General features: G+C 57.9%; 31 protein-coding genes and 1 other annotated feature. Of the genes, 10 read left to right on the forward strand and 21 right to left on the reverse strand.

From position 1 onward, the window contains the following. Positions 1-18: 18 nt before the first annotated feature. The 17 genes from SOM48_RS20735 to SOM48_RS20815 form a co-directional block, all read right to left on the reverse strand. Positions 19-981 (reverse strand): phage tail protein, encoded by a 963-nt coding sequence (locus SOM48_RS20735; protein ID WP_320512923.1) that lies wholly within the window; start codon positions 979-981, stop codon positions 19-21. Between the two features lie 141 nt (positions 982-1,122). Next, complete coding sequence (locus tag SOM48_RS20740) at positions 1,123-1,734, reverse strand: phage tail protein I (protein ID WP_042713141.1); 612 nt, start codon at positions 1,732-1,734, stop codon at positions 1,123-1,125. Further along, entirely contained in the window at positions 1,727-2,635 is a 909-nt protein-coding gene (locus SOM48_RS20745; RefSeq protein ID WP_076769064.1) for a baseplate assembly protein, read from the reverse strand. Before SOM48_RS20745 ends, SOM48_RS20740 begins: the two co-directional genes overlap by 8 nt. A 4-nt stretch (positions 2,636-2,639) precedes the next feature. Then, positions 2,640-2,987 (reverse strand): GPW/gp25 family protein, encoded by a 348-nt coding sequence (locus SOM48_RS20750; RefSeq protein WP_023480652.1) that lies wholly within the window; start codon positions 2,985-2,987, stop codon positions 2,640-2,642. Beyond that, positions 2,984-3,619, reverse strand: a complete 636-nt coding sequence (locus tag SOM48_RS20755) for a phage baseplate assembly protein V (RefSeq protein WP_139966958.1) — start codon at positions 3,617-3,619, stop codon at positions 2,984-2,986. Before SOM48_RS20755 ends, SOM48_RS20750 begins: the two co-directional genes overlap by 4 nt. 87 nt (positions 3,620-3,706) lie before the next feature. After that, positions 3,707-4,174 carry a phage tail protein gene (locus SOM48_RS20760; RefSeq protein WP_320512924.1) on the reverse strand — a complete coding sequence of 156 codons (468 nt, stop codon included), beginning with the start codon at positions 4,172-4,174 and terminating at the stop codon, positions 3,707-3,709. Beyond that, on the reverse strand, positions 4,137-4,382 hold the full coding sequence (gene lysC, locus SOM48_RS20765; protein WP_312605036.1) for an Rz1-like lysis system protein LysC: 246 nt from the start codon (positions 4,380-4,382) through the stop codon (positions 4,137-4,139). The genes SOM48_RS20760 and lysC overlap by 38 nt, the downstream gene beginning before the upstream one ends. Beyond that, positions 4,270-4,701, reverse strand: coding sequence for an Rz-like lysis system protein LysB (lysB, locus tag SOM48_RS20770; RefSeq protein WP_320512925.1), 432 nt, complete (start codon positions 4,699-4,701; stop codon positions 4,270-4,272). Before lysB ends, lysC begins: the two co-directional genes overlap by 113 nt. Beyond that, positions 4,698-5,207 (reverse strand): lysozyme, encoded by a 510-nt coding sequence (locus SOM48_RS20775; RefSeq protein WP_320512926.1) that lies wholly within the window; start codon positions 5,205-5,207, stop codon positions 4,698-4,700. Before SOM48_RS20775 ends, lysB begins: the two co-directional genes overlap by 4 nt. Next, complete coding sequence (locus SOM48_RS20780; protein WP_023480641.1) at positions 5,191-5,412, reverse strand: HP1 family phage holin; 222 nt, start codon at positions 5,410-5,412, stop codon at positions 5,191-5,193. Before SOM48_RS20780 ends, SOM48_RS20775 begins: the two co-directional genes overlap by 17 nt. After that, entirely contained in the window at positions 5,403-5,606 is a 204-nt protein-coding gene (locus tag SOM48_RS20785) for a tail protein X (protein ID WP_054804230.1), read from the reverse strand. The genes SOM48_RS20780 and SOM48_RS20785 overlap by 10 nt, the downstream gene beginning before the upstream one ends. A 197-nt stretch (positions 5,607-5,803) precedes the next feature. After that, positions 5,804-5,989: a hypothetical protein gene (locus SOM48_RS20790; protein ID WP_023480627.1), complete on the reverse strand. Its 186-nt coding sequence runs from the start codon at positions 5,987-5,989 to the stop codon at positions 5,804-5,806. Positions 5,990-6,078: 89 nt separating this feature from the next. Further along, positions 6,079-8,118, reverse strand: coding sequence for a replication endonuclease (locus tag SOM48_RS20795; protein ID WP_320512927.1), 2,040 nt, complete (start codon positions 8,116-8,118; stop codon positions 6,079-6,081). Continuing rightward, positions 8,119-8,340 carry a TraR/DksA C4-type zinc finger protein gene (locus SOM48_RS20800; RefSeq protein ID WP_023480592.1) on the reverse strand — a complete coding sequence of 74 codons (222 nt, stop codon included), beginning with the start codon at positions 8,338-8,340 and terminating at the stop codon, positions 8,119-8,121. Beyond that, complete coding sequence (locus tag SOM48_RS20805; RefSeq protein WP_128482325.1) at positions 8,340-8,567, reverse strand: DUF2732 family protein; 228 nt, start codon at positions 8,565-8,567, stop codon at positions 8,340-8,342. Before SOM48_RS20805 ends, SOM48_RS20800 begins: the two co-directional genes overlap by 1 nt. A gap of 66 nt (positions 8,568-8,633) precedes the next feature. Further along, a complete protein-coding gene (locus SOM48_RS20810) occupies positions 8,634-8,972 on the reverse strand; it encodes a DUF5347 domain-containing protein (protein ID WP_054804228.1) in 339 nt (112 codons plus the stop codon). Positions 8,973-9,010: 38 nt separating this feature from the next. Further along, a complete protein-coding gene (locus SOM48_RS20815) occupies positions 9,011-9,301 on the reverse strand; it encodes a Cro/Cl family transcriptional regulator (protein ID WP_373456993.1) in 291 nt (96 codons plus the stop codon). Between the two features lie 193 nt (positions 9,302-9,494). On the opposite strand from SOM48_RS20815, the gene SOM48_RS20820 reads away from it, so the two are divergent. From SOM48_RS20820 to SOM48_RS20850, 7 genes are all read left to right on the forward strand, one after another. Beyond that, positions 9,495-10,340: a helix-turn-helix domain-containing protein gene (locus SOM48_RS20820; RefSeq protein WP_320512928.1), complete on the forward strand. Its 846-nt coding sequence runs from the start codon at positions 9,495-9,497 to the stop codon at positions 10,338-10,340. A gap of 6 nt (positions 10,341-10,346) precedes the next feature. Continuing rightward, positions 10,347-11,396: a site-specific integrase gene (locus SOM48_RS20825; RefSeq protein ID WP_076769062.1), complete on the forward strand. Its 1,050-nt coding sequence runs from the start codon at positions 10,347-10,349 to the stop codon at positions 11,394-11,396. Between the two features lie 173 nt (positions 11,397-11,569). Next, positions 11,570-12,037: a DUF2946 domain-containing protein gene (locus SOM48_RS20830; RefSeq protein ID WP_054804227.1), complete on the forward strand. Its 468-nt coding sequence runs from the start codon at positions 11,570-11,572 to the stop codon at positions 12,035-12,037. Between the two features lie 60 nt (positions 12,038-12,097). Beyond that, positions 12,098-13,441, forward strand: coding sequence for a PepSY-associated TM helix domain-containing protein (locus SOM48_RS20835; protein WP_320512929.1), 1,344 nt, complete (start codon positions 12,098-12,100; stop codon positions 13,439-13,441). Positions 13,442-13,623: 182 nt separating this feature from the next. Next, positions 13,624-14,694: a 3-deoxy-7-phosphoheptulonate synthase AroF gene (gene aroF / locus SOM48_RS20840; protein WP_320512930.1), complete on the forward strand. Its 1,071-nt coding sequence runs from the start codon at positions 13,624-13,626 to the stop codon at positions 14,692-14,694. 9 nt (positions 14,695-14,703) lie between these two features. Further along, a complete protein-coding gene (gene tyrA / locus SOM48_RS20845) occupies positions 14,704-15,825 on the forward strand; it encodes a bifunctional chorismate mutase/prephenate dehydrogenase (RefSeq protein WP_076769061.1) in 1,122 nt (373 codons plus the stop codon). A gap of 68 nt (positions 15,826-15,893) precedes the next feature. After that, complete coding sequence (locus SOM48_RS20850) at positions 15,894-16,766, forward strand: SMP-30/gluconolactonase/LRE family protein (RefSeq protein WP_320512931.1); 873 nt, start codon at positions 15,894-15,896, stop codon at positions 16,764-16,766. Here SOM48_RS20850 and pheA read toward each other — a convergent pair. The 4 genes from pheA to bamD form a co-directional block, all read right to left on the reverse strand. Continuing rightward, positions 16,763-17,923 (reverse strand): bifunctional chorismate mutase/prephenate dehydratase, encoded by a 1,161-nt coding sequence (gene pheA / locus SOM48_RS20855; protein ID WP_042718544.1) that lies wholly within the window; start codon positions 17,921-17,923, stop codon positions 16,763-16,765. The genes SOM48_RS20850 and pheA overlap by 4 nt on opposite strands. A gap of 22 nt (positions 17,924-17,945) precedes the next feature. After that, positions 17,946-18,071 (reverse strand) — a sequence feature (Phe leader region). Beyond that, on the reverse strand, positions 18,020-18,070 hold the full coding sequence (gene pheL, locus SOM48_RS20860) for a pheA operon leader peptide PheL (protein ID WP_200134660.1): 51 nt from the start codon (positions 18,068-18,070) through the stop codon (positions 18,020-18,022). It overlaps the preceding feature by 51 nt. 98 nt (positions 18,072-18,169) lie before the next feature. After that, entirely contained in the window at positions 18,170-18,505 is a 336-nt protein-coding gene (raiA, locus tag SOM48_RS20865; RefSeq protein WP_288883712.1) for a ribosome-associated translation inhibitor RaiA, read from the reverse strand. Between the two features lie 268 nt (positions 18,506-18,773). Next, positions 18,774-19,511: an outer membrane protein assembly factor BamD gene (bamD, locus tag SOM48_RS20870; RefSeq protein WP_023480633.1), complete on the reverse strand. Its 738-nt coding sequence runs from the start codon at positions 19,509-19,511 to the stop codon at positions 18,774-18,776. Positions 19,512-19,642: 131 nt separating this feature from the next. Here bamD and rluD point away from each other — a divergent pair, with 131 nt between their 5' ends. The 3 genes from rluD to clpB all read left to right on the forward strand — a co-directional run bounded on the left by rluD (position 19,643) and on the right by clpB (position 24,053). Beyond that, positions 19,643-20,623, forward strand: coding sequence for a 23S rRNA pseudouridine(1911/1915/1917) synthase RluD (gene rluD, locus SOM48_RS20875; protein ID WP_054804222.1), 981 nt, complete (start codon positions 19,643-19,645; stop codon positions 20,621-20,623). Beyond that, on the forward strand, positions 20,620-21,351 hold the full coding sequence (yfiH, locus tag SOM48_RS20880) for a purine nucleoside phosphorylase YfiH (protein WP_320512932.1): 732 nt from the start codon (positions 20,620-20,622) through the stop codon (positions 21,349-21,351). The genes rluD and yfiH overlap by 4 nt, the downstream gene beginning before the upstream one ends. Before the next feature lie 128 nt (positions 21,352-21,479). After that, positions 21,480-24,053, forward strand: coding sequence for an ATP-dependent chaperone ClpB (gene clpB / locus SOM48_RS20885; protein WP_320512933.1), 2,574 nt, complete (start codon positions 21,480-21,482; stop codon positions 24,051-24,053). Positions 24,054-24,266 lie beyond the last annotated feature (213 nt).

The following is a 24,266-nucleotide window of genomic DNA, read 5'->3' on the forward strand; positions in this document are numbered from 1 at the left end:
GCTGGGATATAGAGAGGATTACGCTGCTCTGACGATGTAGTTAAAGGTGACGTTGCGTGGGCGGGTTTCATTCCCACCCGGAATCTGAAACGCATCGGCAGTAGAACTGTTTACCGCCTGGCTAATCCCGCTGGTATAGATCGGGTTCATACCGCTTTGCAATGCAAAAACTGTCGTTGAACCTGTTCCCGCTCCTGGGCCTAGATATTTAAGCGTGAATTTCTTTATCTCATCAGCCTGACTGGTTAAAAGGGCACGCCCGCTATCCACTGCGCGCCCATCATCCCACCCGCGAATAAACTCCCCACGCAGATCCGGCAAATTGCCTGAGGGAAACAGGGCCGCCAGCTTTGGATACTGCCCTTTATTAAAGGCCGCGCCGTTGCATTTTAGCCAGCCGGCGGGCGGAGTGGCAGACGGGTAGGGCAGCGGCACGCCGATCGGGGTGAAGGAGGCGATATCGGCAATTTGCAGATACTGTGGATGGGGATTCGCCGCCTTCAGGTGTCCGGCCAGCAGATCGTCGGCGTATTTACGCGTCGCCAGCACCACCGACGGATCGATTTTCAACGTCACGGCCGTCGTTGAGGAGACGACCACCACCATGCGAATGGTCTGTGTGCGTCCGCTACCTTCCTGTAGCTGCGGTTTGTAGGTCTCCGGGCAGTTCGCCACCGCAATCAAGACCCCTTCGTCATCGAACAGACCCAGCTCGCGGATCCAGTACCCACCCTCATTCTCCGGGATAATCTGCTCCGCTACTATCTGGCTTGGGTTCTCCGGGTCGACTGACAGGGCATTGAGCGGCGCGATGCGTGTCTGATTGATAAGCCGGGTTTGCGCCGCGTCCGGTACCGGTAGCGTGCCGTTGCCATCCCCGATGGCCAGTTGCGTGAGGTTAAGCGTCGTCCCAAGCGCGGTGGCGTTCGCCAGCTTTGCCGCGCCCTGATGGGTTAAAATCGCGAAATATTTTACAGACATGGGATTCTCTCAGGTTTGTTGAGCAGTGAACGGTAGCGATATTTTCCGTTCAGCATCTGGCGGACGCCACGCGGCGGCGTTGGTCTGAGGGGTACACAACAGGGTAGATAAAAAAAACGGGCCGTAGCCCGAAGGGGAGGATTAAACCGTAATAGTGAGGCTATCAATCAGGTGGATCGCCGATGCCGCATAGCTTTCGCCGCCGACAACAATCTCTTCCGGGCTGTAAGGGTAGACCGTCAGCTCCTCGCCAAGGTAGCAGGCCGCGCCAACGTAGCACTCGCCCTGGCTGCTGAGACTGATATTCAGCTCCGTCAAATGGCGGCTTGCCGGTTTGGCATCGTTAATCAGCCGCTCCAGCTCCTGGTACGTCTCCTCGGTAATGCCGTTCTCCTGGACGCCAATCACCAGCCGGAAAGTGCCGGGTTCGGCGTTATCCTGCCACCACTCACGCAGCTCAATCAGGAAGCCGAGCGGCTCAACCACCCGGTGAATGGCGCTGCGCGTCCCTTTATGTTGATGGACGAAAAAGGAGGAGGCGATCACCTTACGTTTGGTCGCTTCCGGCCAGTTAAAATCCCAGCGGTCAACGGAGAGTGCCCAGGCGAGATAGGGCAGCAGCTCGGCCGGGCAGGTTAGCGGATCCCACAGCGTGCGCAGCGGCACCGGTACGCGTTCAATCTGCGCCGCCGCGTGTGCTGTCGCCACCTCAAGAACCGATGAGCCAACAGGCAACAGACGGTCGTCACTCATCGGTACCTCCGGTGGTAATTTTCCACGCCGTACACCAGGAGGCCTGGCTCTGATCGAGCACAATATCTTGCTGCGGTGCGTTCAACACCACCCGCTGCACGCCCTCAACGTGGAGCGCTGCGTAGATTGCCGACAGGCGAATATCGCGCCCCAGTCGGCGCTGGGCAGTGATATAGGCTTTCAGCTTCTGCTCAGCCGCCTGGCGAATCGGCTCCGATTCAGGCCCGGGGTAGAGAAAAAGCGTGGCATCAATCTGGTAGGGCACAATCTTCGCGCTCTGTACCGTCACGCGATCGCCGACCGGACGCACATCCTCCGCGTTAAGCGCTTTATCGATAATCGCCAGCAGTTCAGGGCTGGCGGTACCGTCGCCTTCGCGGGAGAGCACGGAGATGGTGACGCAGGCGGGGGACGGGCTGACGGCAGAGATATCCGCCACGCGACCATCGGCGCTGCGGCCATGATACTCATAAGCACCCACCGGCCCGGCCACGCTTAGTCCTTCAAAAGCCTGCTGCGCGCGCAGGCGTAAATCGGTGTCGGACTCCATTACCGCTGGCGTGGGCGGTATCGTGCTCTCATCAGCAGGGGCGATCACCAGTCGCGCGGTGTTGCTGTTCGCCGCGATGGCATCGAGATCGCTGCGGGAAGCATACGCCAGCATCACTGCACGGGCCGCTTCGTTGACGCGCTGGCGCCAGATCACTTCGCGGTAAGCATTCTCTTCGAGAAACTTAGTCAGCGGTTCGGACTCCAGCGCCAGCGTACGGGCGATGGCCTCCTGCTGATCGGCGGGAAAGAGTGAAACAAGGGTCGTTTTGCGCTCATCCAGGATGCGCTCATAATCCAGCGCCTCGACGACATCGGGCGCGGGCAGTTGGCTCAGATCGATAATCGGCATGGTATCAACTCACAGGAAGGGTTAAAGAGAGGGACTCGCCGGTGCTGGCAAGCTGGCCGGTCAGATTGACCACCATCTTGCCGTCGAACTGACGTTCGGCCGTCACCGCGCTGAGGGTGATGCGCGGCTCCCATTGCAGCAGCGCCATGTAGCAGGCCACCTGAATTTGCAGCGCCAGCGCCGGGGTTTGCGGCTGATCGAGCATATCGAACAGCAGCGAACCGTAATCGCGGCGCATCACGCGCGAGCCCACCGGCGTGCGCAGAATATCGCTGATACTCTGGCGGATATGGTCGACGTCGGTCAGGCTGCGCCCGCTGGTGCGATCGAGGCCGAAATAACGTGCTGTCATAAAGGTGCTCCTGTGGTGCCGCCGCTATCGCCGGGGTGTTGGTGGCTATGCAGCACTTTGCCGTTCGAGGTGAGCGAGCCGCCGCTGTGCGTCATATTGCCGCTCATCGTGCCGCCTTTTTGCACCTCCAGCGTGGCGGTGATCAGCTTATTGGTGCAGACCACTTCCGGCGTATCGAGGGTGATGCGCGTCGAGGCTTTTACCAATACTTGTGGCACGCTGGCGGTAATCGACTCGGAGGCGGTGATATCGGCGGTTTTAATGCCGCTCACCTTCAGAGCGCTGGTCTGCGGTTCATATTCAAACACCGCGCCATCGGGAAAAGTGACGTGCCAGGCGTCTGCCGAGGCGGAGGGTGCCGGATGATCGTTGGCATAAATCCCCGGCATCACGAAGGCGGTCTCCAGCTCGCCGCCGACCGCAAGCAGTAACACCTGCTCATCGACGGAGGGGGCCCACCAGCTGCGCGAACGCCCGGCGCGGTGGGTTAACCACTGTAGCCAGTCGGTCACCATACCGCCGGTCTGCACCCGGCAGCGCCCGGCTTTCAGGTCGACCTCAACGATAATTCCGGTGCGGATCATATTGCGAAGCTGGCGGGCCAGCTCGTGAAGCGAAAGTTGTCTGTTCATAAGCGAAATGATGCTATGCGTCCCCGGTTTTGAAAATTGAACAAGGCTGTCCGGCTTTTGGCACAACGCAGCCCGTGGCGCAGGCGATCACGCCTGCCAGCGGCTCACCAGCTCGCCGTTGATATAGAACTCTTTCGGGCGGGTGACGAAGGCCGGCGGCAGCGGCTCCGGCAGCGTTTCGGCAATCAGCGCGCCGTTGCGCTCTTTCACCTGGGTGCGCTCGGTCAGCTGGAGCACCATCGTCACATCCTGGGTACCGCCGGCATTGGTGTGCAGCGTCCAGCTAAAGCCGCCTTTCTGCCCCGCTTCAACGGAGAGAATGTCGGGCTGGTTATCGCGCAGCCACGCCATTACCGGCACAAACAGCGTGTCGATATCGCCGCTGAAACCGGTGATGGTGACATTGAGGCTGAACTGTTTTTCAAACGATAAGGAGCTGGCGAGCGTGGCGATATTGCTGCCTTTATCGACCCACAGGCGCAGCATCGAGGGGGTATCGTGCAGCGCCGGGACGGCGTTAATCAGGGCGCTGCGCAGAGAGTTGGGTTTTAGCATTGATCTCATCCTGGCAATGTTTAAGGGTTTCAACTTGCAGCGCGCACTGCACCAGCGCGTGCTCAAGCTGGCGGATATCGGCGCTCAGATCGCCGTTAGTTTGCGGCGCGCTTGCCGGCATCGGACAGAGGCTGACCTGCGGGCAACTGTTGTAAACAATGAGCGGCGGAGGGGCAGGCCGGGCGCTGGTGCACCCGGCGCACAGCATCAGGTAACTCAGTGCGATACCAGTGGCGAAAAGCCTCGTTCTCATTTAATAACCTCGCGATCGCGTTTTCTCGTTGCAGCGCCTGCGCGCTGGCGGCATCGAGCTGCTGGCGTAGCGTGACCTGCGCCTGCTGGTTCTTTGCCGCCAGTTCGGCGGTGGCATTGAGGGCAGTTTTGAGGCGCGTCAGCGTGGCGTTCTGCTCCTGCGCCAGCTGCTGCGCGTTGGCTAAAGACGCACGCAGAACGTGGTTTTGCTCAAACAACCACAGCCCGGTCAGCGTCGCCAGGAGCGCGGCCACTATCATCAGGCGGGTGCTCATTTCACCCCCCGGAGGCACCAGTCGCGCTCGCGCTGGCGGCGGTTTTCCAGCCCGCGGTTGCGTACGCCATCGACATAGACCCAGCGCGGCAGCTGATCGCAGGCCTGTTTCCACGCCTTCTGGCGCAGGTGCCAGGCAAGCGTTGAGGCGCACGCCGCGCCGCTGCCGACGTTAAAGGTGAAACTGACTACCGCGTCATAGACCGGTTGCGGCATCTCCACCGGCACGCAGTGCGCCAGGCGGCGCTCAACGTTCAGCACGTCGGCAACCAGGTTGACGGCGGCCTCTTTTTCGCTGATATCGCGCGTGGGAATCACTTTCGCCGTGTGGCCAATCCCTGAGGTCCAGACTCCCGCGCTGCACTGATAGGGGCGCAGACGACAGCCTTCGAGATCGGTAATCAGCGCCAGCCCCGCCTGTGAGGTGTGAAGCAGCTGGAAATCGGGCAGCAGCAGCGCCAGCGCCAGCACAGCCGCCGCGCTACAGCGTTTAACGGGTAAGCCCATTGACCACCTCCTGGCTCACCGCACAGGATTTGAGGAACAGATAGCTTTTACGGCGGTAATACCAGTTCACGCCGACGGTCATGGCGACGCCCAGCGCGCCGAAGTAAGCAGCAAAGTCTTGTGGCGTCATGGCGCCAAAAAAGGTCAGGGCGACGCTAATCCAGTAGGCCAGCGACGAGCTGATTCTCTCGATACTTACGCCCATAGATTTACCGTCTCCTGCATGGTCTGCACCGCGACATCGGGCAGGGTGATGGCGGTGCCGTGCGGGAGAACCACCCCCAGCCCGGCAAGACCAGGATTGGCGGCCAGCACGCGTTCGACGACGCCCGCCGTTCGCCCGTAGTAGCGCAGACAGATCAGATCGAGGGTGTCGCCCTGTTGTGTTATCGCATTCATCGTTTTGCGTCTCTTACCATCCGGAAGGTTTTTTCCATGGTTAAGTTTCCGCAACAGAGAGGCTAAGGGCTATGAATTGGTGCTGGCGCGTGGCTGGTACAACAACGGGGAGGAAAAAGCGACGCACCGGGCGAGGGAAACGCTAGCCGGTGCGTAAGAGTACGGTAAAGAGAGTGGCCGGAATGGCGTTCGGCGGGCTATTCGGCTTTGTAATAAATATCCTCATCATCGGGAGTAGTGTTCTCGCTCTCTGCCAGATCCGCGATCAGGCTTAAGGCCAGCTTCAGGTCGGAAGGCTTGCAGTTGGCGATAAGCGACACCTCGGCAATGAATTGCACGCATGCCCATTTGTGCTGAGTCTTATTTAGTCGTTCAAAGACCATGAATTCCTCTCATGAATTCTCTTACTGTATGTATATACAGTATCATAGGCTGGATATTTATGGGAAGCGAAGATTATTTTGTCTAATCACTATGTCGCTGATAAAAAAACAGTATTGTGAAGTGACAAATATTCTGACCATCTATTGCTTGCCAAAAAGTCATTATTCTTAATGATGTTGAGATCGGTTTTTAACCTCCCGTTTCGTTCACTGAGGATCCCTTCCCGCAGCCGGTGGGTGAGTTGCCGCCGCTGGTAATCTGTTAGCGGTTTACCCGGCTCGAAGGGCGTACAGTTATTGACAGAACTCCAAGCGGGCGCAGCCGCGCCCTGAAAAACCGCTGCCGCGCGCTTCGGCACGATGGTCCACTTCTTCAGGCGCGTCAGCACCGGCGAACCGCTACCGATTACCGTGTCATACACGCCGCGAATACGAACCGTCGGTTCGCCGTACTGGTTAAATTCACCCTCTGCTTCATACAGGGTGCGTACCTGCAGATCGTCACGGCGGACAAACGGGCCGCCCTGAGCATTGACGTAGCCAGCCCAGTCGCCGTTATCGGCGGCATCGTGGACATCGGCGAACTCCACGCTCAGCCCTTTGGCCGTGGCGCTGTCGGCCATTTTGCGTAACTCCCGGTAGACGGTGACCGGTGCGCCGCCGACAAACTGAAACTGGCGGATATGCCAGCGCGCCGCCCAGGCGGAGACCGCGCAGGCGCTCTCTTTCAGCGGCGCGTCCGTTTCGTGGTCGGTTTCATTATCCAGCGCGTAGCCGTCAATATTCTTGGCGATATACTTCGCCACATACCCCGTCGCGCTCCCTTTTTGCGCATCGATCGCTTCGGCATGAAAACGCGCTTTTCGCGCCTTGTCGTTGCGTAACTCTTCACTATCTTGCTGGTGGGCAAAATCGCGCAGGATCTCGCGCACCTTCTCTCGGTCCTGCGGTTGCATAAACAGCAGCAGATGCCAGTGCGGGGTGCCATCGTGATGCGGTTCCGCAACGCGGATACCGAAAATGCGCAGGCCGCCGCGGTGCAGCCTGGCGCGAATGCGCGCCCACAGGCGGGTAAAGTACCCCTGGGTTTGCGCCGGGCTGGCGCCGTTCCATTTCAGATTGCGATGCCCGGTATGGGAGGTGGCATGAAAGGCGGCAGGCGCGGTCAGCGTGTAAAACTCGCCGAGGTAGCCAAGGGATTGACAGATAGTTTCGAAACCGCGAATGCGCGTCATCAACTCGCAGCGGCGGATCGCCGGGTTGGCTATCGACCCATCATGCTTATCAATCAGGCTGATGCGGTTTCCCTCTTCATCCTCCAGCTCCATGCTTTTGAGAAATGCCCGGTGGCGGCGCTTCTGCTCGCGCCAGGTGGTGATGCAGTCCCGGCTGGCGTAGGGCTGCGTTTTCCGGCTCACCACGCCCAGCGCGATGTGCAGATGTTCGCGCCACTGGGCGGCGGCGCGGCGAAGATGGCCACGCCACCACTGCTCGCTGAAAAGACGGATCACCGCCGGGGCGAGATCCTCCGCGCAGACGCGGTGTTGCGTCACGCGCTGCCAGTGCGGCGGTGTGACGTTAAATTGCAGGGCGATAAGAGCAGCGTGGTGATACCAGCGGTGCAGGGTTTTCAGCTCGGTCTGCTCATCGGCATCAATATCCGCCAGCTCGCCACGGATAAAGTGGGCGATATCTTCCGCCAGCCGGTCGACGCTGGCCCGGTTGCAGTCCGCTAGCTGGTTGTAGCGGTTAACCAAATCGACCAGCCGGCCAGCCAGCGCCTGCTGGAAAGCGGTATCAAAATGGCCGTTGAATACCGCCTTAGAGACGCGTGATTGCAAACAATCGATCTGGTAGCGGGCATTCACTGCCTTCAGGCGTGGCAGGGTTTGCCTGGCGAAGCGCAGCAGAAAGGCGTGCGCCCGCGCCGCGCCATGCGCCTTTTCCAGCGCTTGCTCTGTGCGGCTGATGGAGAGGCGCACGCAGGCGGGCTGAAGGGACAGTGCATGACGCGCCTGCAGCACCGCCGCAATATGCTGATTGCGGCGGTGCTGTTCGGCGTGAGTCAGGTAGGGGCTGGCGATAGCGCTGCGCGGCGCGTTCCAGGGGTAAGCCAGGCTGACAGCCACTTATGTTCTCCTGAAGTGCTTATCTTTCAGTTCGGCAATCTGCTGGCAGCTGACGCAGCAGGTCACGCCCGGCAGCGCCATGCGACGCGCCTCGGGGATCGGCATGTCGCAGCATTCGCAGGTTAAGCGGGAGGGGAGGAGTAAACGGCGGCGGGCGTGCAGGATATGCCGCTCGCGCTCCTCCATTTCGCGTTGTTGAACGCCATCCATTTCATCGGCCATCAGTGCAGCTCCAGCGCCTGGTTATCAATATGGGTCGCCTCCTGGCGCAGCAGCTCAGCAGCGTCGCTCCAGTCGAGGCGCTGGGAGGCAATAAAGCTCGCCAGCGTAGCAAGGCGGGCAGAAACGGCACCGGCGCAGCGCAGGCGTTCGTTATTGCGGGCTTCAGCCAGCAGCAGCGTGACTTCGTCGCCGCTGCGGGCGGGGGAGTGAATCGCGGTCTTTCTCATGGTAATTCTCCTGAATTTGGGCAAAGGGATGCCCGACGGGTTGACGTCTTGGTTTGAAAGTTGGGGTTAAAGCGGCATGGTTAGCCGTTTCGGAAACAGGCTGACAACGACGCGAAAGTGGTTCATGGCAGCGATCAGCGCGCGCTTCTCCTCGAGGGTGAGCTGCTGCGGGTCGAGCGCCTGGCGGGCAGTGGGTACGCGGGCGAGAAAGAAGATCGCCGCCAGCGCCCGGGCATTTGCCTCATACTGCTCGTCGCGTCTGTCGCGCATATCGTCGATAAAGCGCGCCACCTCGCTCCAGCTGTCCCCCCAGTGGCGGCCGCGAAGTTCGCTGATGTGGTTTAACCCGGTAAGCCGCTCGCCGGCACTCAACGGTGCGCTGGCGGCAGGTGAGGTGATCGCCATAGATCCTCCTGCGTGAGCGTGAACTCGCAAATGCAAAATTAACCGAATGAGGTGGCGGAGCGCCGGTCGATGTAACGGCAGTCGATAGCCTGCTGCGTTAATTTATCGCGCCAGGCTTTGACGTTAATCAGCGTGCGGCTGCGTTTACCGGCTTCGGTATGCTCGCGGGTTGGCGCTTTGAGCAGCACCCCCTCATCGAGCCACTGCCACACCAGACGCTCGCTGATACCGCGCATTGCGGCGAAATCCTTCACCGTCATCGCATCGGACATCGCCGAGCGGATCAGGGTTTGCAGCGCCGGCAGCAGGGCGGACATCAGCTCATCCATCTGCCCATGTGAAAAGGTGCTGAATTGCATTTGAGAGCCGGATAACGGATGCGACGGCATTGATTTTGCATCTGACATATCGCATTATCTCCTGTTGTTTGAAATGTAGTGCACTGCTGTGCATTTTGGTCGATGAACAGCAATATAAATCGCAAATGCGATTGTGTAAATCACTTTTTCGATGTTGGTGTCCATGAGTGAAAACAAGATGAGTGTTCAGGATGTGGTGGATCGCATTGCGTCGTCCTACTCCGTATCCAGTCAGAAAGCGCTTGCCGAGGCGCTGGATGTGCCGGCGAACAATATCAGCAGCTGGATCCAGCGGGAAAGCGTGCCCTATAAAGCGGTGGTCAAATGTGCGCTCGATACCGGCGCGGATCTGCACTGGCTGGTGAATGGCGAGTTTGCAAATGCGAATCTGGTTGAGAAGCCGCAGGTAAAAGGCAAGGCATTGTATGAGGAGATCCTCTCGGCGGGCGGACGCCCGGTGCTGCGTCGCATTCTTGATGCCTATGGCTTCCAGATGCAAAAAGATCTGGGCGATTTGCTCGATATCTCTTCAGGCACCATCAGCACCTGGGTGCGCCGCGACTTCTTCCCCGGTGATGTGGTCGTCACCTGCGCGCTGGATACCGGCGTCTCGCTGAAGTGGCTGGCAACCGGGCAGGGAGAGATGTACCCGGCACCGGCTGCTGCGCAGAACGATGCTGTTATTACCATTCCGAAATTCCGCCATGAGTCTGGCGAGCTGAAAGAGGCGGGCGTCTGGGTATTGGATCCGTCGCTGGCACCTGCCGCTACCGATAGCCTGCGCTTTATTGACGGGCTGCATGCCGGCTGGCTGGTGGATACAGCTGCGCAGAAGATTGGCAACGGGCGCTGGGTGATTGGGATTGATGACGCGCTGGATGTCTTTGATGTCGTGCGCTTGCCCGGTGGCAAAGTGCGCCTGAGCAATAACGCGGTCGATTTTGAGTGTGGCGTAGCGGAGATCGCGCCGTTCGGCGTGGTGCTCTTTACGCTGGAAAAGCATGTGTAAGCGGCAATGACGGTCAGCAAACAGAAGAGTGGGAAGTGGCTCTGCGAAGTCTATCCGCAGGGGCGCGACGGGCGGCGCATCCGCAAACAGTTCGCCACCAAAGGCGAAGCGGAAGCCTTTGAGACGTGGGCGAAGCGGGAAGCGGAGGAGAAACCCTGGCTCGGCGAGAAGGCCGACCGCCGCCGCTTAAGCGAGCTGATTGCGCTGTGGTACAAGCTGCACGGTCAGTCGCTGGCGGCGAGCAAATCGCGGCTGGCGAAACTGGAGATTGTCTGCCGCGGGCTGGGCGATCCCATCGCCGCGCAGCTGACGGCGAAAGCCTGGGCGCATTACCGTGATAAGCGCCTGAGCGGTGAGATCGACAATGGCTACACGCCGGACCCGGCAAAGTGGAAAGTGAAGCCCATCACCGTCAATCGCGAGCAGCACTATCTCAGCGCGGTGTTTAACGAGCTTACGCGGCTGGGTGAATGGTCGCTGCCCAATCCGCTGGAGAGCGTCCGTCCGTTTCGCGAAAAAGAGCGCGAGATGAGCTGGCTGACGCAGGCGCAGATCGCCGAACTGCTGGCGGCCTGTGTCCGTTTCGGCAATGTCGATTTAACGCGGGTGGTGAAAATTTGTCTCGCCACCGGCGCGCGCTGGCGCGAAGCTGAATCCCTCACCCGCACGCAGCTGTCGCCCAATAAGCTCACCTTTGTTAAAACCAAAGGCGGCAGGAACCGCACCGTGCCGATCCCGCAGTGGCTGTTTGACGAGTTGGCTCCGCTCGAGGGGGCGCTGTTTCAGCCCTGTTATCCCGACTTTACCCGCATGCTGGCCACCACCTCTCTTGCCCTTGCCGAGGGGCAGAAAACCCACGTTCTGCGCCACACCTTCGCCTCGCACTTTATGATGAATGGCGGCAATATCCTCGTGCTGCAGCGCATCCTTGGCCATGCCAATATTCGTGAAACCATGCGTTATGCCCACTTCGCTCCCGATCACCTCGAAGAGGCGGTGACGCTCAACCCGCTGGCGGCGTTCAATGGCGGCAATGTGGCGGCAGAAGATGCATAACCCTGCATTTCACTGCACTTAACTTGCCTGGAGTGCCAGGAAAATCAGGACGCAGGCCAGATGGCGTGGTAGGGCCTGCAAAAGCGGCTTAACTAACTTATCTGGCCCTTTACGCCACGCCGTTTTGCCTCTTCGGGTAAAATGATTAACCTTCTGGTGATGTTTAATTTACAATGCCGCTTCGACCTGAAGGAGACGCGGTGAAGCACGTTTTTCATCCTACGAGAGCCCAACGCTCAGCCCTGTGGCTGGCGCTGTTTGCGATCCTGCTGATCCTTGTCGCCCCTCTTATCTCTACCGCGCTGCAAAAAGATCCGATGAGCGCGATGCCCGGTATGCATCATGAGATGAGCATGCCAATGCCCGCGCAGAACGATCATGCACACCACGATGTTTCACACCATGAAATGTCGCCGCCGGAGAGCCCGCCGCCTGCCATGCCGCTCGATCACGCCGAAGCGTGTGGTTACTGTGTGCTGCTGGCCCATGTTCCTGGCCTGATCTTCCTGCTTGTTCTGCTGCTGCTGGGACGCGTGCTGCGCGTGACCTGCCCGCCTGCCCGCACGCGCCCTCGGCTGTGGCACTTTATCCCCTGGCTTTGGCCGGACACCCGCGCGCCGCCATCTTCACGCTTTTCCTGACCCCAAAATAGTGTTCCGCCTGCGCGGAATGGCACACCTTTGCGCTTTTTGAGGAAAAGTATGACTTCCTGCACCCCTCGTGCGGCGTGGCTTAACCTGCTGCGACGCCTCCATTTCTATATTGGCCTGTTTGTCGGCCCGTTTATCTTTATCGCCGCGCTGAGCGGCACGCTCTACGTTGCGACGCCGCAACTGGAGAGCTGGCTTTATCACGATGCGCTGTATGGCGTGGAGAGCGGCGAGCGGCAACCGCTGGCTGACCAGCTTCACGTCGCCGAAGAGGTGACGGGCGGCCATCTGCGCTTACAAGCCGTGCGGCCAGGCCTGAGCGATAGCGAGACGACACGGGTGATGTTTGCAGACCCGCAGCTTGGCGTCTCGGAGAGCCGGGCGATTTTTGTCGATCCGGTGACGTTACAGGTGAAAGGGGATATGACCGTTTACGGCACCAGCGGTATTTTGCCGCTGCGCCAGTGGATTGATTACCTGCACCGCTCGCTGCTGCTGGGCGATACCGGCAGGCTCTACAGTGAACTGGCGGCATCGTGGATGTGGATCGCCGCGCTCGGCGGCATTGCGCTGTGGTTTTTTACCCGGCCGAAGCGGCGCATCAATAACCGTGTGCAGAACCATCGCCGCCTGCACGTCACGCTTGGCTGGCTACTGCTTGCCGGGATGCTGCTCTTCTCCGCCACCGGCCTGACCTGGTCGCAGTGGGCGGGCGGCAACGTCGATAAACTGCGCGCTGCATTTAACTGGATGACGCCGCAGGTTAATACGCAGCTCAAGGGCGAAGCCGCACCGGCCGATCCGCACGCTGAACACCATATGCATCACGAAGGGATGGCGATGCCCGACATGACGCTTAACCCGGCACAACTTGACGCGGTGCTCGCCCGCGCGCAGGCGGCCGGGATCGCGGCGACGAAGGTTGAGATCCGCCCACCGCGCGATGCTGAGCACGCCTGGACGGTTACGGAGATCGATCGCCGCTGGCCGACGCAGGTAGATGCGGTCGCCATTGCGGGGAGTTCGCTGGCAGTGATAGATCACGTGCATTTCGCCGATTTCCCATTGATGGCGAAGCTGACACGCTGGGGCGTTGATTTCCATATGGGCGTGCTGTTCGGCATCTTAAATCAGTTGGTGCTGATCGTCTTTGGCAGCGCGTTGTGCGTGATGATTATCGTCGGCTATCGTTTGTGGTGGATCCGCCGCCCGGCGGCGAGCGAAACGCTGCTCCACGCGTGGCTGCAACTGCCTATTGTGGGCCGCTGTGTGGTGCCAATCATCGCCCTGCTGCTGGGGTTGGCAATGCCGGTTATGGGCGGCAGCTTACTGCTGTTTATGCTGGTCGATGCCCTGCGCTGGCAGCGGAAAACGCAGCCGGTTCGCGCGGGGTAAAGTGCCAGTGGCTGCTATCTGTAAATTTATAATTACAGCTAGCAGCCATATAAGCGCTATTAAAGTTGGTTATGTAACGATATCTGTACGTTTTGTGGATTGAAATGTTTACCTGATGTGGTATGGTGTCAACTCCCTCGCTTGAGGAAACCTATCGCACACGAGCCATACAGGATTTGATCATGCAAAAAGACGCGCTGAACAACGTACACATCACCGACGAGCAGGTTCTGATCACTCCGGAACAGCTGAAAACCGCTTTCCCGCTGACCGGCGAACAAGAGGCGCAAATCGCGCAATCCCGCCAGACCATCTCCAACATCATTGCCGGGCGCAATCCGCGCCTGCTGGTGGTCTGCGGTCCTTGTTCGATTCACGATCCGGAAGCAGCGCTGGAGTATGCCCGTCGGTTTAAAACCCTTGCCGCAGAGGTCAGCGATAGCCTCTACCTGGTGATGCGCGTCTATTTTGAAAAACCCCGTACCACCGTTGGCTGGAAAGGGCTGATTAACGATCCGCATATGGATGGCTCGTTTGATGTGGAAGCTGGCCTGAAGATTGCGCGTCGTCTGCTGGTGGAGTTAGTCAGCATGGGCCTGCCGCTGGCGACCGAAGCGCTCGATCCGAACAGCCCGCAATTCCTCGGCGATCTCTTTAGCTGGTCGGCGATTGGCGCGCGCACCACGGAGTCACAAACCCACCGTGAAATGGCCTCCGGTTTGTCGATGCCGGTCGGCTTCAAAAACGGTACCGACGGCAGCCTGGCCACCGCCATCAATGCGATGCGCGCGGCTGCGATGCCGCACCGCTTCGTTGGCATTAACCAGGCCGGCCAGGTCTGTCTGCTGCAAACCCAGGGCAACCCGGATGGTCACGTGATCCTGCGCGGCGGCAAAGCGCCGAACTACAGCCCGGCAGATGTGGCGCAGTGTGAAAAAGAGATGCAGCAGGCGGGACTGAAACCGTCGCTGATGGTAGATTGCAGCCACGGGAATTCCAATAAAGATTACCGTCGCCAGCCTGCCGTTGCTGAGTCCGTTGTCGCGCAGATCAAAGATGGCAACCGTTCGATTACCGGCCTGATGATTGAGAGCAATATTCACGAAGGCAATCAATCATCCGAGCAGCCGCGCTGTGATATGAAGTACGGTGTTTCTGTTACCGATGCCTGCATCAGCTGGGAAGCGACCGAAGCGCTGCTGCGCGAAATCGACAGCGATCTGCGCAATAGCCTGGCGGCGCGTTTTGCATAAGAGGGTGTTATGGTTGCTGAACTGACCGCGCTGCGCGATCAAATTGATGAAGTGGATAAGGCGCTGCTGGGGCTGCTGGCGCGCCGGCTGGAGCTGGTGGCGCAGGTGGGCGAAGTCAAAAGCCACTACGGGCTGCCGATTTATGTTCCCGAGCGTGAAGCTTCAATGCTGGCCTCGCGGCGTAAAGAGGCCGAGGCGCTGGGTGTGCCGCCCGATCTGATTGAGGATGTGCTGCGCCGCGTGATGCGCGAATCCTACTCCAGCGAAAACGACAAAGGGTTTAAAACGCTCTGTCCTGCGCTGCGTCCGGTGGTCATTGTTGGCGGCGGCGGCCAGATGGGGAAACTGTTCAGCAAAATGTTGACGCTCTCTGGCTACCAGGTACGTACGCTGGAGAAAGAGGACTGGGCGCAGGCTGAAACGCTGCTGGCGGATGCCGGCATGGTGATTGTCAGCGTACCGATCCACGTCACCGAAGCGGTGATTGCGAAGCTGCCACCGCTGCCGGAGGATTGCATTCTGGTCGATCTGGCGTCGGTGAAAAGCGGCCCGTTACAAGCGATGTTGTCGGCGCATAACGGCCCGGTGCTTGGTTTGCACCCGATGTTTGGCCCGGACAGCGGTAGCCTCGCCAAACAGGTGGTGGTGTGGTGTGATGGTCGCAAACCAGAAGCGTATCAGTGGTTCCTGGAACAGATTCAGGTCTGGGGCGCGCGGCTACACCGTATCAGTGCCGTCGAGCACGATCAAAACATGGCCTTTATCCAGGCGCTGCGCCACTTTGCCACCTTCGCATATGGCCTGCATCTGGCGGAAGAGAATGTGCAGCTTGAGCAGTTGCTGTCGCTCTCATCACCGATTTATCGCCTTGAGCTGGCGATGGTGGGGCGTCTGTTCGCCCAGGATCCGCAGCTCTATGCCGACATTATTATGTCCTCGCCCGATAACCTGGCGCTGATCAAACGTTACTACCAGCGCTTCGGCGAAGCGATTGGCCTGCTGGAGCAGGGCGATAAGCAGGCGTTTATCGACAGCTTCCGCAAAGTGGAGCACTGGTTCGGCGATTATGCTCAGCGTTTCCAGAGCGAGAGCCGTACCCTGTTACGCCAGGCCAACGACAGCCGGGCGTAACTTCAAAAGCCGTTTATACTGAAAAGCCAGTGGTCACCCGCTGGCTTTTTTTATTTAAGGGATGCGCAATGGCTGAGTTGCAGAGACTGTTTGATTACACCGGACATTTACCTGAGTGTCCGACCTGGAACGAAGCCGAACAGGCGCTCTACTGGGCTGATATTCTGGAAGGTGAAATCCACCGCTACCGGCTGGAGACGGGCGAGCATACGGTGCTCTCGTTCCCGGAAGAGGTGGGCTGCTTCGCGCTGCGTGAGAAGGGCGGTTTTATCGTCGCCATGCGGCAGGCCGTCTGGCTGACGGACGAGCGCGGGCTGCTGCGACAGAAAGTGTGCGATAACCCCTCTAACCCACAACTGGCGCGTTTTAACGATGGCGGCACCGATCACCATGGCCGCTTTTATGCTGGCACTTTCTGGGCGCCGGGGGATTATAACGGCGCGCTGCTGCTGCGCGTGGATAACGATCTGACGCCGAAAGTGGTGCAGTGTGATATTCACGGCGCAAACGGCCTGGCCTTCAGCCATGACAAACAGTGGATGTTCACCTCTGACACACCGCACGGCGTGATTTACCGTACACCGCTGGATGAGCAGGGCGAGCCTGGGCGGCGCGAGCTGTTCCGTCGCTTTAACCCGGGCGAAGGTATTCCGGACGGGGCCGCGATGGATGTTGAAGGGTGCTACTGGAGCGCAATGTATGACGGCTGGCGCATTGCCCGTTTCTCCCCGCAGGGCGAGCAGCTGGAGGAGTACCGTTTGCCGGTGCGCTGCCCGACGATGGTCTGCTTTGGCGGGGCGGATATGAAGACGCTGTTTATTACTACTACCCGCGAAAATATGGATGAGCAAGAGATTGCCGATTATCCGCTTTCGGGGGCAATCTTCACCCTGCCTGTGTCGGTGGCAGGGATGAAGAAAGCGCTCTTTATCGAGCGTTAAACCGGGTCGACCGGCACGACGTTTTCGCTGGGGTAGCAGCCCAGCACTTTCAGCGAGCGGGTGATGCTGCCCAGCTCGCGCAGCGCTTTTTGCATCGCGCTGGCGTGCAGGTTGGCCTGAATATCCAGATAGAACATCTCTTCCCACGGGTTGCCGTGGATCGGGCGCGACTCCAGCTTGGTCATGATCAGGTTGTGGTTGCGCAGCACCAGCAGCGCTTCTACCAGCGCACCTGCCTGTTGCCCGGTCGCCATCAGCAGCGTGGTTTTCGCCGGTACCTGCTCGGATACATCAATCGCTTTACGCGCCAGCACCACAAAACGGGTGATGTTCTGCGTCTGGTTTGCCAGGTTGCGCTCCAGCACCTGTAAACCATACAGCGCGCCGCCCGGTTCATTGCCCAGCGCCGCGACATGCGGTGAGTTCAGTTGGGCGACTTTCTCCATCGCCGCCGAGGTGCTTTCACAATACTCAATCTTCCAGTGCGGATAGCGGTTCAGGAACTGGCTGCACTGCTGGAACGGTTGTGGATGGCTGTAGACCGTCTGGATCTGCTCAAGAGTTGTGGTACCTGATACCAGCACGCAGTGGTCGATCGGCACAGTCAGCTCGCCGACAATCGACAGGCTGGTGTGCTGAAGCAGATCGTAGACATCGTTAATCGCGCCCGAGCTGGTGTTCTCCAGCGGCACGACGGCGTAATCCGCCTGGCCGGTTTCGACCTGACTAAAAATATCCTGAAAACGTGCGCAGCCGCTCTCGATAAACTGCTCGAAATGACGCGCGGCATACTGGCGCGCGGCAAGATGCGAATAGGAGCCTTTCGGGCCAAGAAACGCGATACGCGCAGAGCGTGGGTTGATGTTATTGAGGTGGTGCTGGAGCAGGGCTTGCTGGGTGAGAACAGAGTCTTCAATGATGAGCTGAAACAGGCGGGTGATGTAGTGGGCATCTAAATGATGCGTTTTGCCAAGCTCGATTAAATGTTCCAGCAGGGCCCGCTCTCTGTCGATATCGCGTACCGGGCGGTGGGAGGCGAGTTTCGCTTTGCCAACTTCAACGGAGAGCTGGCGGCGCTCGGCCAGCAGCGTCAGCAACTGCTCGTCAAGCGCGCTGATCTTCACGCGTAAATCCAGTAAGGGGTTTTCAGCCGTCATGTTGTTGCCTTTCATTGTTATCAATAAAAAAGCCTCCCGGCTTGGGAGGCTTTATTGTTCGTCTTCGCACTTTTTCTCACAAAACGAATCGCCTCCCTAACTGGGGAAGGTAAAAAAGAGTGCGAAGAGAAACGGGGTGGTTTTCATCATTTTTCCTGTTGAGCGAGGGGGTTAAAGTAACTGCTCTCTTTTCGCTCTGTCAATAAAAAACGCGCCCGCAGGCGCGTTGGAAACTCAATGTAGAGACTACTCTTCTTCTTCAACGAAGTTGGCATCTTTCACCGATGTTGCGGCGCGACGCGCTTCGCCTTTGTGCTGCACTTTATTGAGCTGCCGTTCCAGCTTGTTGATCAAATCGTTGATGGCGATATACATATCATCATGTTTAGCGCTGGCGACAAGCTGCCCGTTAGGCGTACTGATGGTCGCATCGGCGGTAAAACCCTGTGGCTCTTTAGAGAGGACGATATGGGGATTAATCAGCTGAGTTTGCCATTTATCCAGTTTGGCGAGACGGTCGGTGACATGCTGGCGGATTGCCGGAGTAATTTCCATTTGTTTACTGGTAATGTTCATTGTCATACATCTTACCTCTCTGTCTTTCCGTCTAAGTCACTTCAGCATAGCGCGCCTAATGTCAAAATGTGTGATTAAAATCACGTAATTTTGTCACTTTTTGTCAAAGGCGAGGGGTTTGTGAGGCAGGGCAGGAAGAGGGGAAATATAGCTTGTCGGATGTGCAGTTAGCGGTCATAGTTGATAGGTTGCATTGGCGTGAAAGCACGACAGCCAGGCATTCAACGGATAAAAAAACGGCAGCCCGCGGGCTGCCGTTTTGCGTTTACAGGCGTTATGCGTTGCTGTTATTGGCGGCGATAATTTTCGCCACTTTGTCAGCCTGCGCATTGAGCTGCAGCTCGCGGTAAGCGTGCTCCATCAATGGCAGCGCATCGCGCGTCGCTTTGGTATCCGGGAAATCACGCAGCATGCCTTCCACGCGATTGGTCACTGCAACCCAGGCACCGCGATCGGTGTAGTACTGCGCGACGGAGTATTCATACTTCGCCAGGCGATCTTTCAGGTAGACCAGACGCTTGTTGGCATCGGTCGCATACTGACTTTGCGGATAACCGCGCACCAGACGTGAGAAGTCATTGAACGCATCACGCGCATGAGCCGGATCGCGATCGCTGCGGTCAACGCCGAAGAAGCCCTGCAGCGCACTGTCATCAAGGGCCATGTTGGTCAACCCGCGCATATACATCACGTAGTCGATGTTCGGATGCGTTGGGTTAAGACGAATAAAGCGATCGATGGCGGCCTGCGCCAGCGGCAGATCGGCGTTTTTGTAGTAGGCGTAGATAAGATCTAACTGCACTTGCTGGGAGTAAGGACCAAACGGATAACGATTATCCAGAGCTTCCAGTTGCGTTATTGCCGCCTTCCAGTTACCGTCTTGCAGCTTTTGCTGGGCGGTCGCGTAGATTTCGTTTGGTGGATTATCAGGTACCTCTTCCTTAGAACCGGAGCAACCTGCCAAAGCCAGACTTAACGTGGCGGCTGCCACCAGATATTTCAAGCGCGTCATAACGTTTAGACTTTCCTCAGAATGTTCATGCGGGAGATTCTTTACTCCTGCTCCCGACTAAGACCAGCTACAATAGCACACTATATTAAACGGCGAAGCCGTAAAACCCAACGTTAACGAAGAAGCTGTATATGGCACAACTGGTACAACTCACCGCAACGGTATCCGAGAATCAACTCGGTCAACGCTTAGATCAGGCTTTGGCCGAATTGTTCCCTGATTATTCACGTTCGCGTATAAAAGAATGGATTCTTGATCAGCGCGTGCTGGTCAACGATGTCGTTAGCGACAAACCGAAAGAGAAAGTGTTGGGCGGTGAGCGCATTGCTATCAATGCGGAAATTGAAGAAGAAGCGCGCTTTGAGCCGCAGGATATTCCTCTCAATATCGTCTATGAAGATGACGATATTCTCGTCATTAATAAGCCGCGCGACTTTGTCGTGCATCCCGGTGCCGGTAATCCTGACGGTACGGTGCTGAATGCGCTGCTTCACTACTATCCGCCGATTGTCGACGTACCGCGCGCTGGTATTGTGCACCGTCTGGATAAAGACACCACTGGCCTGATGGTCGTGGCGAAAACCGTTCCGGCGCAAACCCGACTGGTTGAATCCTTGCAGCTGCGTGAAATCACCCGTGAATATGAAGCGGTTGCCATCGGTCATATGACCGCAGGCGGTACGGTGGAGGAGCCTATCAGCCGCCATCCGACCAAACGCACCCATATGTCCGTTCACCCGATGGGCAAACCGGCCGTCACGCACTACCGCATTATGGAGCATTTCCGTATCCATACGCGCCTGCGTCTGCGTCTTGAAACTGGCCGTACGCACCAGATCCGCGTCCATATGGCGCATATTACCCATCCGCTGGTGGGCGATCAGCTCTACGGCGGTCGTCCTCGTCCGCCGAAAGGCGCATCGGATGAGTTCATTGATGCGCTGCGCAAGTTTGACCGCCAGGCTCTGCACGCGACCATGCTGCGTCTCTACCATCCGATTACCGGTATTGAAATGGAGTGGCATGCGCCAATTCCACAGGATATGGTCGATCTTATTGCCGCGATGCGCGCGGATTTTGAAACCCATAAGGATGATGTCGCCTGGTTATGACCAAACTGATCGTCCCGGACTGGCCGCTGCCGAAAGGCGTGGCGGCCTGCAGCTCAACGCGTATCGGCGGTGTAAGCCTGCCGCCCTATGATGCCATGAACCTCGGCGCGCACTGCGGCGACAACAGCGAGCATGTCGAAGAGAACCGCGCGCGCCTGTTTGCGGCGGCGGGTTTGCCTTCTAAACCGGTCTGGCTCGAGCAGGTGCACGGCACGGCGGTATTGAAGCTTGACGGCGAGCCTTATGCCTCGAAACGCGCGGATGCTTCATACAGCAATACGCCGGGCACGGTGTGCGCGGTGATGACCGCCGACTGTCTGCCAGTGCTGTTTTGTAACCGGGATGGCAATGAAGTGGCGGCAGCGCACGCTGGCTGGCGCGGGTTGTGCGCAGGCGTGCTGGAAGAGACGGTAGCCTGTTTTGCTGATAAGCCCGGCAATCTTCTGGCGTGGCTTGGCCCGGCGATTGGTCCGGAGGCCTTCGAAGTGGGCCCGGAAGTGCGTGAGGCATTTATGGCTCACGATGCTGAAGCCGAACGCGCATTTCGCCCGCAGGGTGAGAAATATTTTGCTGATATTTATCAGCTGGCGCGTCAGCGGCTGGCAAGCGTCGGCGTCGAGCATATCTACGGCGGCGAGCACTGCACCTTCAGCCAGCAGAGTGATTTTTTCTCATACCGTCGGGACAAGACGACCGGGCGTATGGCAAGTTTCATTTGGCTGATATAACCTAACGAATCAAGACGATCCAGTACGCGTGAGTTTTCTTCACATAAATCAGGTCAATCACCTTGAATAATTGAGGGATGACCTCATTTAATCTCCAGTAGCAAATTTGACCTGTTATGGGAGGAGTTATGCGTCTGGATCGTCTTACTAATAAATTCCAGCTTGCTCTTGCCGATGCCCAGTCGCTCGCACTGGGGCACGACAACCAATTCATCGAACCACTTCATTTAATGAGCGCCTTACTGAACCAGGAAGGCGGTTCGGTTCAACCTTTATTAACCTCTGCTGGCGTCAATGCTGGCCAGTTACGTATTGCCATTGAACAGGCGCTGAGCCGCTTACCGCAGGTAGAAGGTACCGGCGGTGATGTGCAGCCTTCGCAAGATTTGATGCGCGTGCTTAACCTTTGCGACAAGCTGGCGCAAAAACGGGGTGATAACTTTATTTCGTCAGAGCTGTTTGTTCTGGCTGCGCTGGAGTCACGCGGCACGCTGACGGATTTGCTGAAATCCGCTGGCGCAACGACTGCGAACGTGACTCAGGCTATCGAGCAAATGCGTGGGGGAGAGAACGTGAACGATCAGGGGGCTGAAGACCAACGTCAGGCCTTGAAAAAATTTACCGTCGATCTGACCGAACGTGCCGAGCAGGGCAAGCTTGACCCGGTCATCGGCCGTGACGAAGAGATCCGCCGTACCATCCAGGTGCTGCAGCGCCGTACCAAAAACAACCCGGTATTAATTGGTGAGCCGGGTGTCGGTAAAACTGCCATTGTTGAAGGGCTGGCGCAGCGCATTGTGAACGGTGAAGTGCCGGAGGGGCTGAAAGGCCGCCGCGTGCTGGCGCTGGATATGGGTGCACTGGTCGCTGGGGCAAAATATCGCGGTGAGTTTGAGGAGCGCCTGAAAGGGGTGCTCAACGATCTCTCCAAACAGGAAGGTAAAGTGATCCTGTTTATCGACGAATTGCATACCATGGTCGGTGCCGGTAAAGCCGATGGCGCTATGGATGCGGGGAACATGCTGAAACCGGCGCTGGCGCGCGGTGAACTGCACTGCGTCGGCGCAACGACGCTGGACGAGTATCGCCAGTACATCGAGAAAGATGCCGCGCTGGAGCGACGTTTCCAGAAAGTGCTGGTGGCTGAACCCTCTGTTGAAGATACCATTGCTATTCTGCGCGGTCTGAAAGAACGCTATGAGCTGCACCACCATGTGCAGATCACCGACCCGGCGATTGTCGCGGCGGCATCGCTCTCGCATCGCTACATCTCCGATCGCCAGTTGCCGGATAAAGCCATCGACCTGATCGATGAAGCGGCATCCAGCATTCGTATGCAGATTGACTCGAAACCGGAAGAGCTTGACCGGCTCGACCGGCGCATTATCCAACTCAAGCTGGAACAGCGCGCGTTGATGAAAGAGTCTGATGAGGCGAGTAAAAAACGTCTCGACATGCTGAACGAGGAGCTGGAAGAGAAAGAGCGTCAATACTCCTCCCTTGAAGAGGAGTGGAAGGCCGAAAAAGCCTCTCTTTCCGGTACGCAGACGATTAAAGCAGAGCTTGAGCAGGCGAAAATCGCCATGGAACAGGCTCGTCGTAATGGCGACCTGGGCAGAATGTCTGAGTTGCAGTACGGGAAAATCCCCGAGCTGGAGAAACAGCTGGCGGCGGCGACACAGAGTGAAGGCAAAACCATGCGCCTGCTGCGTAACCGTGTAACCGATGCTGAGATCGCCGAAGTGCTGGCGCGCTGGACCGGTATTCCCGTTTCGCGAATGATGGAGGGTGAGCGTGAGAAACTGCTGCGCATGGAACATGATCTTCACCACCGCGTGATTGGTCAGGATGAGGCTGTCGATGCGGTCTCTAACGCCATTCGCCGCAGCCGTGCAGGGCTATCCGATCCGAACCGCCCAATTGGCTCCTTCCTCTTCCTTGGTCCGACCGGGGTCGGGAAAACCGAGCTGTGCAAAGCGCTGGCTAACTTTATGTTTGATAGCGACGACGCCATGGTGCGTATCGACATGTCCGAGTTTATGGAGAAACACTCCGTGTCGCGGCTGGTCGGTGCGCCTCCGGGCTATGTCGGATATGAAGAGGGCGGTTATCTGACGGAAGCCGTTCGTCGCCGTCCCTATTCCGTCATTCTGCTTGATGAAGTGGAGAAAGCGCATCCGGATGTCTTCAATATTCTGTTGCAGGTGCTTGACGACGGTCGATTGACGGACGGGCAGGGCAGAACGGTAGACTTCCGTAATACGGTGGTGATCATGACCTCTAACCTTGGGTCTGACCTGATTCAGGAGCGTTTTGGCGATCTCGATTACGGCCATATGAAAGAGCTGGTGATGGGCGTGGTGAGCCAGAGCTTCCGCCCTGAATTCATCAACCGTATAGATGAAGTCGTTGTGTTCCATCCGTTAGGTGAAAAACACATTGCTTCTATTGCGCAGATCCAGCTGCAGCGGTTGTATAAACGTCTCGAGGAGCGTGGCTACAGTGTGACACTTTCCGACGAGGCGCTGAAACTGCTTAGCGCCAATGGATACGACCCGGTTTACGGTGCGCGGCCGTTGAAACGTGCGATCCAGCAACAGATAGAGAACCCGCTGGCGCAGCAGATCCTCTCTGGCACCCTGATTCCGGGCAAGCCAGTGCAGCTTGTGGTGAAAGATGACCGCATTGTTGCTGTTCAATAAAAGATAAAAACTGAAAAACGGGCCTCTCGGGGCCCGTTTTTGTTTAATAAAAGAGCAGAAATAGACTCTTTTCATAGTTTCTGCCTGGAAAGTGAGCGAACGGTAACTTTTTTCAAATTAGGGGTTGTCAGCAGGAATTAACTCCCTATAATGCGCCTCCACTGACACGGCACAACGGCAAACACACCGGCCTGTCAGGTGAAGAATTCTGAA

It is taken from the genome of Kosakonia sp. CFBP8986, assembly GCF_034044935.1.
In the GTDB taxonomy this organism is placed as follows: Bacteria; Pseudomonadota; Gammaproteobacteria; order Enterobacterales; family Enterobacteriaceae; genus Kosakonia; species Kosakonia cowanii.

Coding starts and splice junctions, on each gene's coding strand:
- SOM48_RS20800 (WP_023480592.1), bottom strand. CDS start 8,340: ATGGCCGATGAAATGGATGGCGTTCAACAACGCGAAATGGAGGAGCGC.
- SOM48_RS20850 (WP_320512931.1), top strand. CDS start 15,894: ATGGCTGAGTTGCAGAGACTGTTTGATTACACCGGACATTTACCTGAG.
- SOM48_RS20785 (WP_054804230.1), bottom strand. CDS start 5,606: ATGAATGCGATAACACAACAGGGCGACACCCTCGATCTGATCTGTCTG.
- lysC (WP_312605036.1), bottom strand. CDS start 4,382: ATGCTGTGCGCCGGGTGCACCAGCGCCCGGCCTGCCCCTCCGCCGCTC.
- tyrA (WP_076769061.1), top strand. CDS start 14,704: ATGGTTGCTGAACTGACCGCGCTGCGCGATCAAATTGATGAAGTGGAT.
- SOM48_RS20815 (WP_373456993.1), bottom strand. CDS start 9,301: ATGGATGAGCTGATGTCCGCCCTGCTGCCGGCGCTGCAAACCCTGATC.
- SOM48_RS20825 (WP_076769062.1), top strand. CDS start 10,347: ATGACGGTCAGCAAACAGAAGAGTGGGAAGTGGCTCTGCGAAGTCTAT.
- SOM48_RS20745 (WP_076769064.1), bottom strand. CDS start 2,635: ATGCCGATTATCGATCTGAGCCAACTGCCCGCGCCCGATGTCGTCGAG.
- SOM48_RS20805 (WP_128482325.1), bottom strand. CDS start 8,567: ATGAGAAAGACCGCGATTCACTCCCCCGCCCGCAGCGGCGACGAAGTC.
- bamD (WP_023480633.1), bottom strand. CDS start 19,511: ATGACGCGCTTGAAATATCTGGTGGCAGCCGCCACGTTAAGTCTGGCT.
- yfiH (WP_320512932.1), top strand. CDS start 20,620: ATGACCAAACTGATCGTCCCGGACTGGCCGCTGCCGAAAGGCGTGGCG.
- SOM48_RS20735 (WP_320512923.1), bottom strand. CDS start 981: ATGTCTGTAAAATATTTCGCGATTTTAACCCATCAGGGCGCGGCAAAG.
- lysB (WP_320512925.1), bottom strand. CDS start 4,701: ATGAGCACCCGCCTGATGATAGTGGCCGCGCTCCTGGCGACGCTGACC.
- SOM48_RS20740 (WP_042713141.1), bottom strand. CDS start 1,734: ATGAGTGACGACCGTCTGTTGCCTGTTGGCTCATCGGTTCTTGAGGTG.
- rluD (WP_054804222.1), top strand. CDS start 19,643: ATGGCACAACTGGTACAACTCACCGCAACGGTATCCGAGAATCAACTC.
- SOM48_RS20755 (WP_139966958.1), bottom strand. CDS start 3,619: ATGAACAGACAACTTTCGCTTCACGAGCTGGCCCGCCAGCTTCGCAAT.
- aroF (WP_320512930.1), top strand. CDS start 13,624: ATGCAAAAAGACGCGCTGAACAACGTACACATCACCGACGAGCAGGTT.
- SOM48_RS20810 (WP_054804228.1), bottom strand. CDS start 8,972: ATGGCGATCACCTCACCTGCCGCCAGCGCACCGTTGAGTGCCGGCGAG.
- SOM48_RS20760 (WP_320512924.1), bottom strand. CDS start 4,174: ATGCTAAAACCCAACTCTCTGCGCAGCGCCCTGATTAACGCCGTCCCG.
- raiA (WP_288883712.1), bottom strand. CDS start 18,505: ATGACAATGAACATTACCAGTAAACAAATGGAAATTACTCCGGCAATC.
- clpB (WP_320512933.1), top strand. CDS start 21,480: ATGCGTCTGGATCGTCTTACTAATAAATTCCAGCTTGCTCTTGCCGAT.
- SOM48_RS20820 (WP_320512928.1), top strand. CDS start 9,495: ATGAGTGAAAACAAGATGAGTGTTCAGGATGTGGTGGATCGCATTGCG.
- SOM48_RS20835 (WP_320512929.1), top strand. CDS start 12,098: ATGACTTCCTGCACCCCTCGTGCGGCGTGGCTTAACCTGCTGCGACGC.
- SOM48_RS20780 (WP_023480641.1), bottom strand. CDS start 5,412: ATGGGCGTAAGTATCGAGAGAATCAGCTCGTCGCTGGCCTACTGGATT.
- SOM48_RS20775 (WP_320512926.1), bottom strand. CDS start 5,207: ATGGGCTTACCCGTTAAACGCTGTAGCGCGGCGGCTGTGCTGGCGCTG.
- SOM48_RS20750 (WP_023480652.1), bottom strand. CDS start 2,987: ATGACAGCACGTTATTTCGGCCTCGATCGCACCAGCGGGCGCAGCCTG.
- SOM48_RS20790 (WP_023480627.1), bottom strand. CDS start 5,989: ATGGTCTTTGAACGACTAAATAAGACTCAGCACAAATGGGCATGCGTG.
- SOM48_RS20830 (WP_054804227.1), top strand. CDS start 11,570: ATGCCGCTTCGACCTGAAGGAGACGCGGTGAAGCACGTTTTTCATCCT.
- pheA (WP_042718544.1), bottom strand. CDS start 17,923: ATGACGGCTGAAAACCCCTTACTGGATTTACGCGTGAAGATCAGCGCG.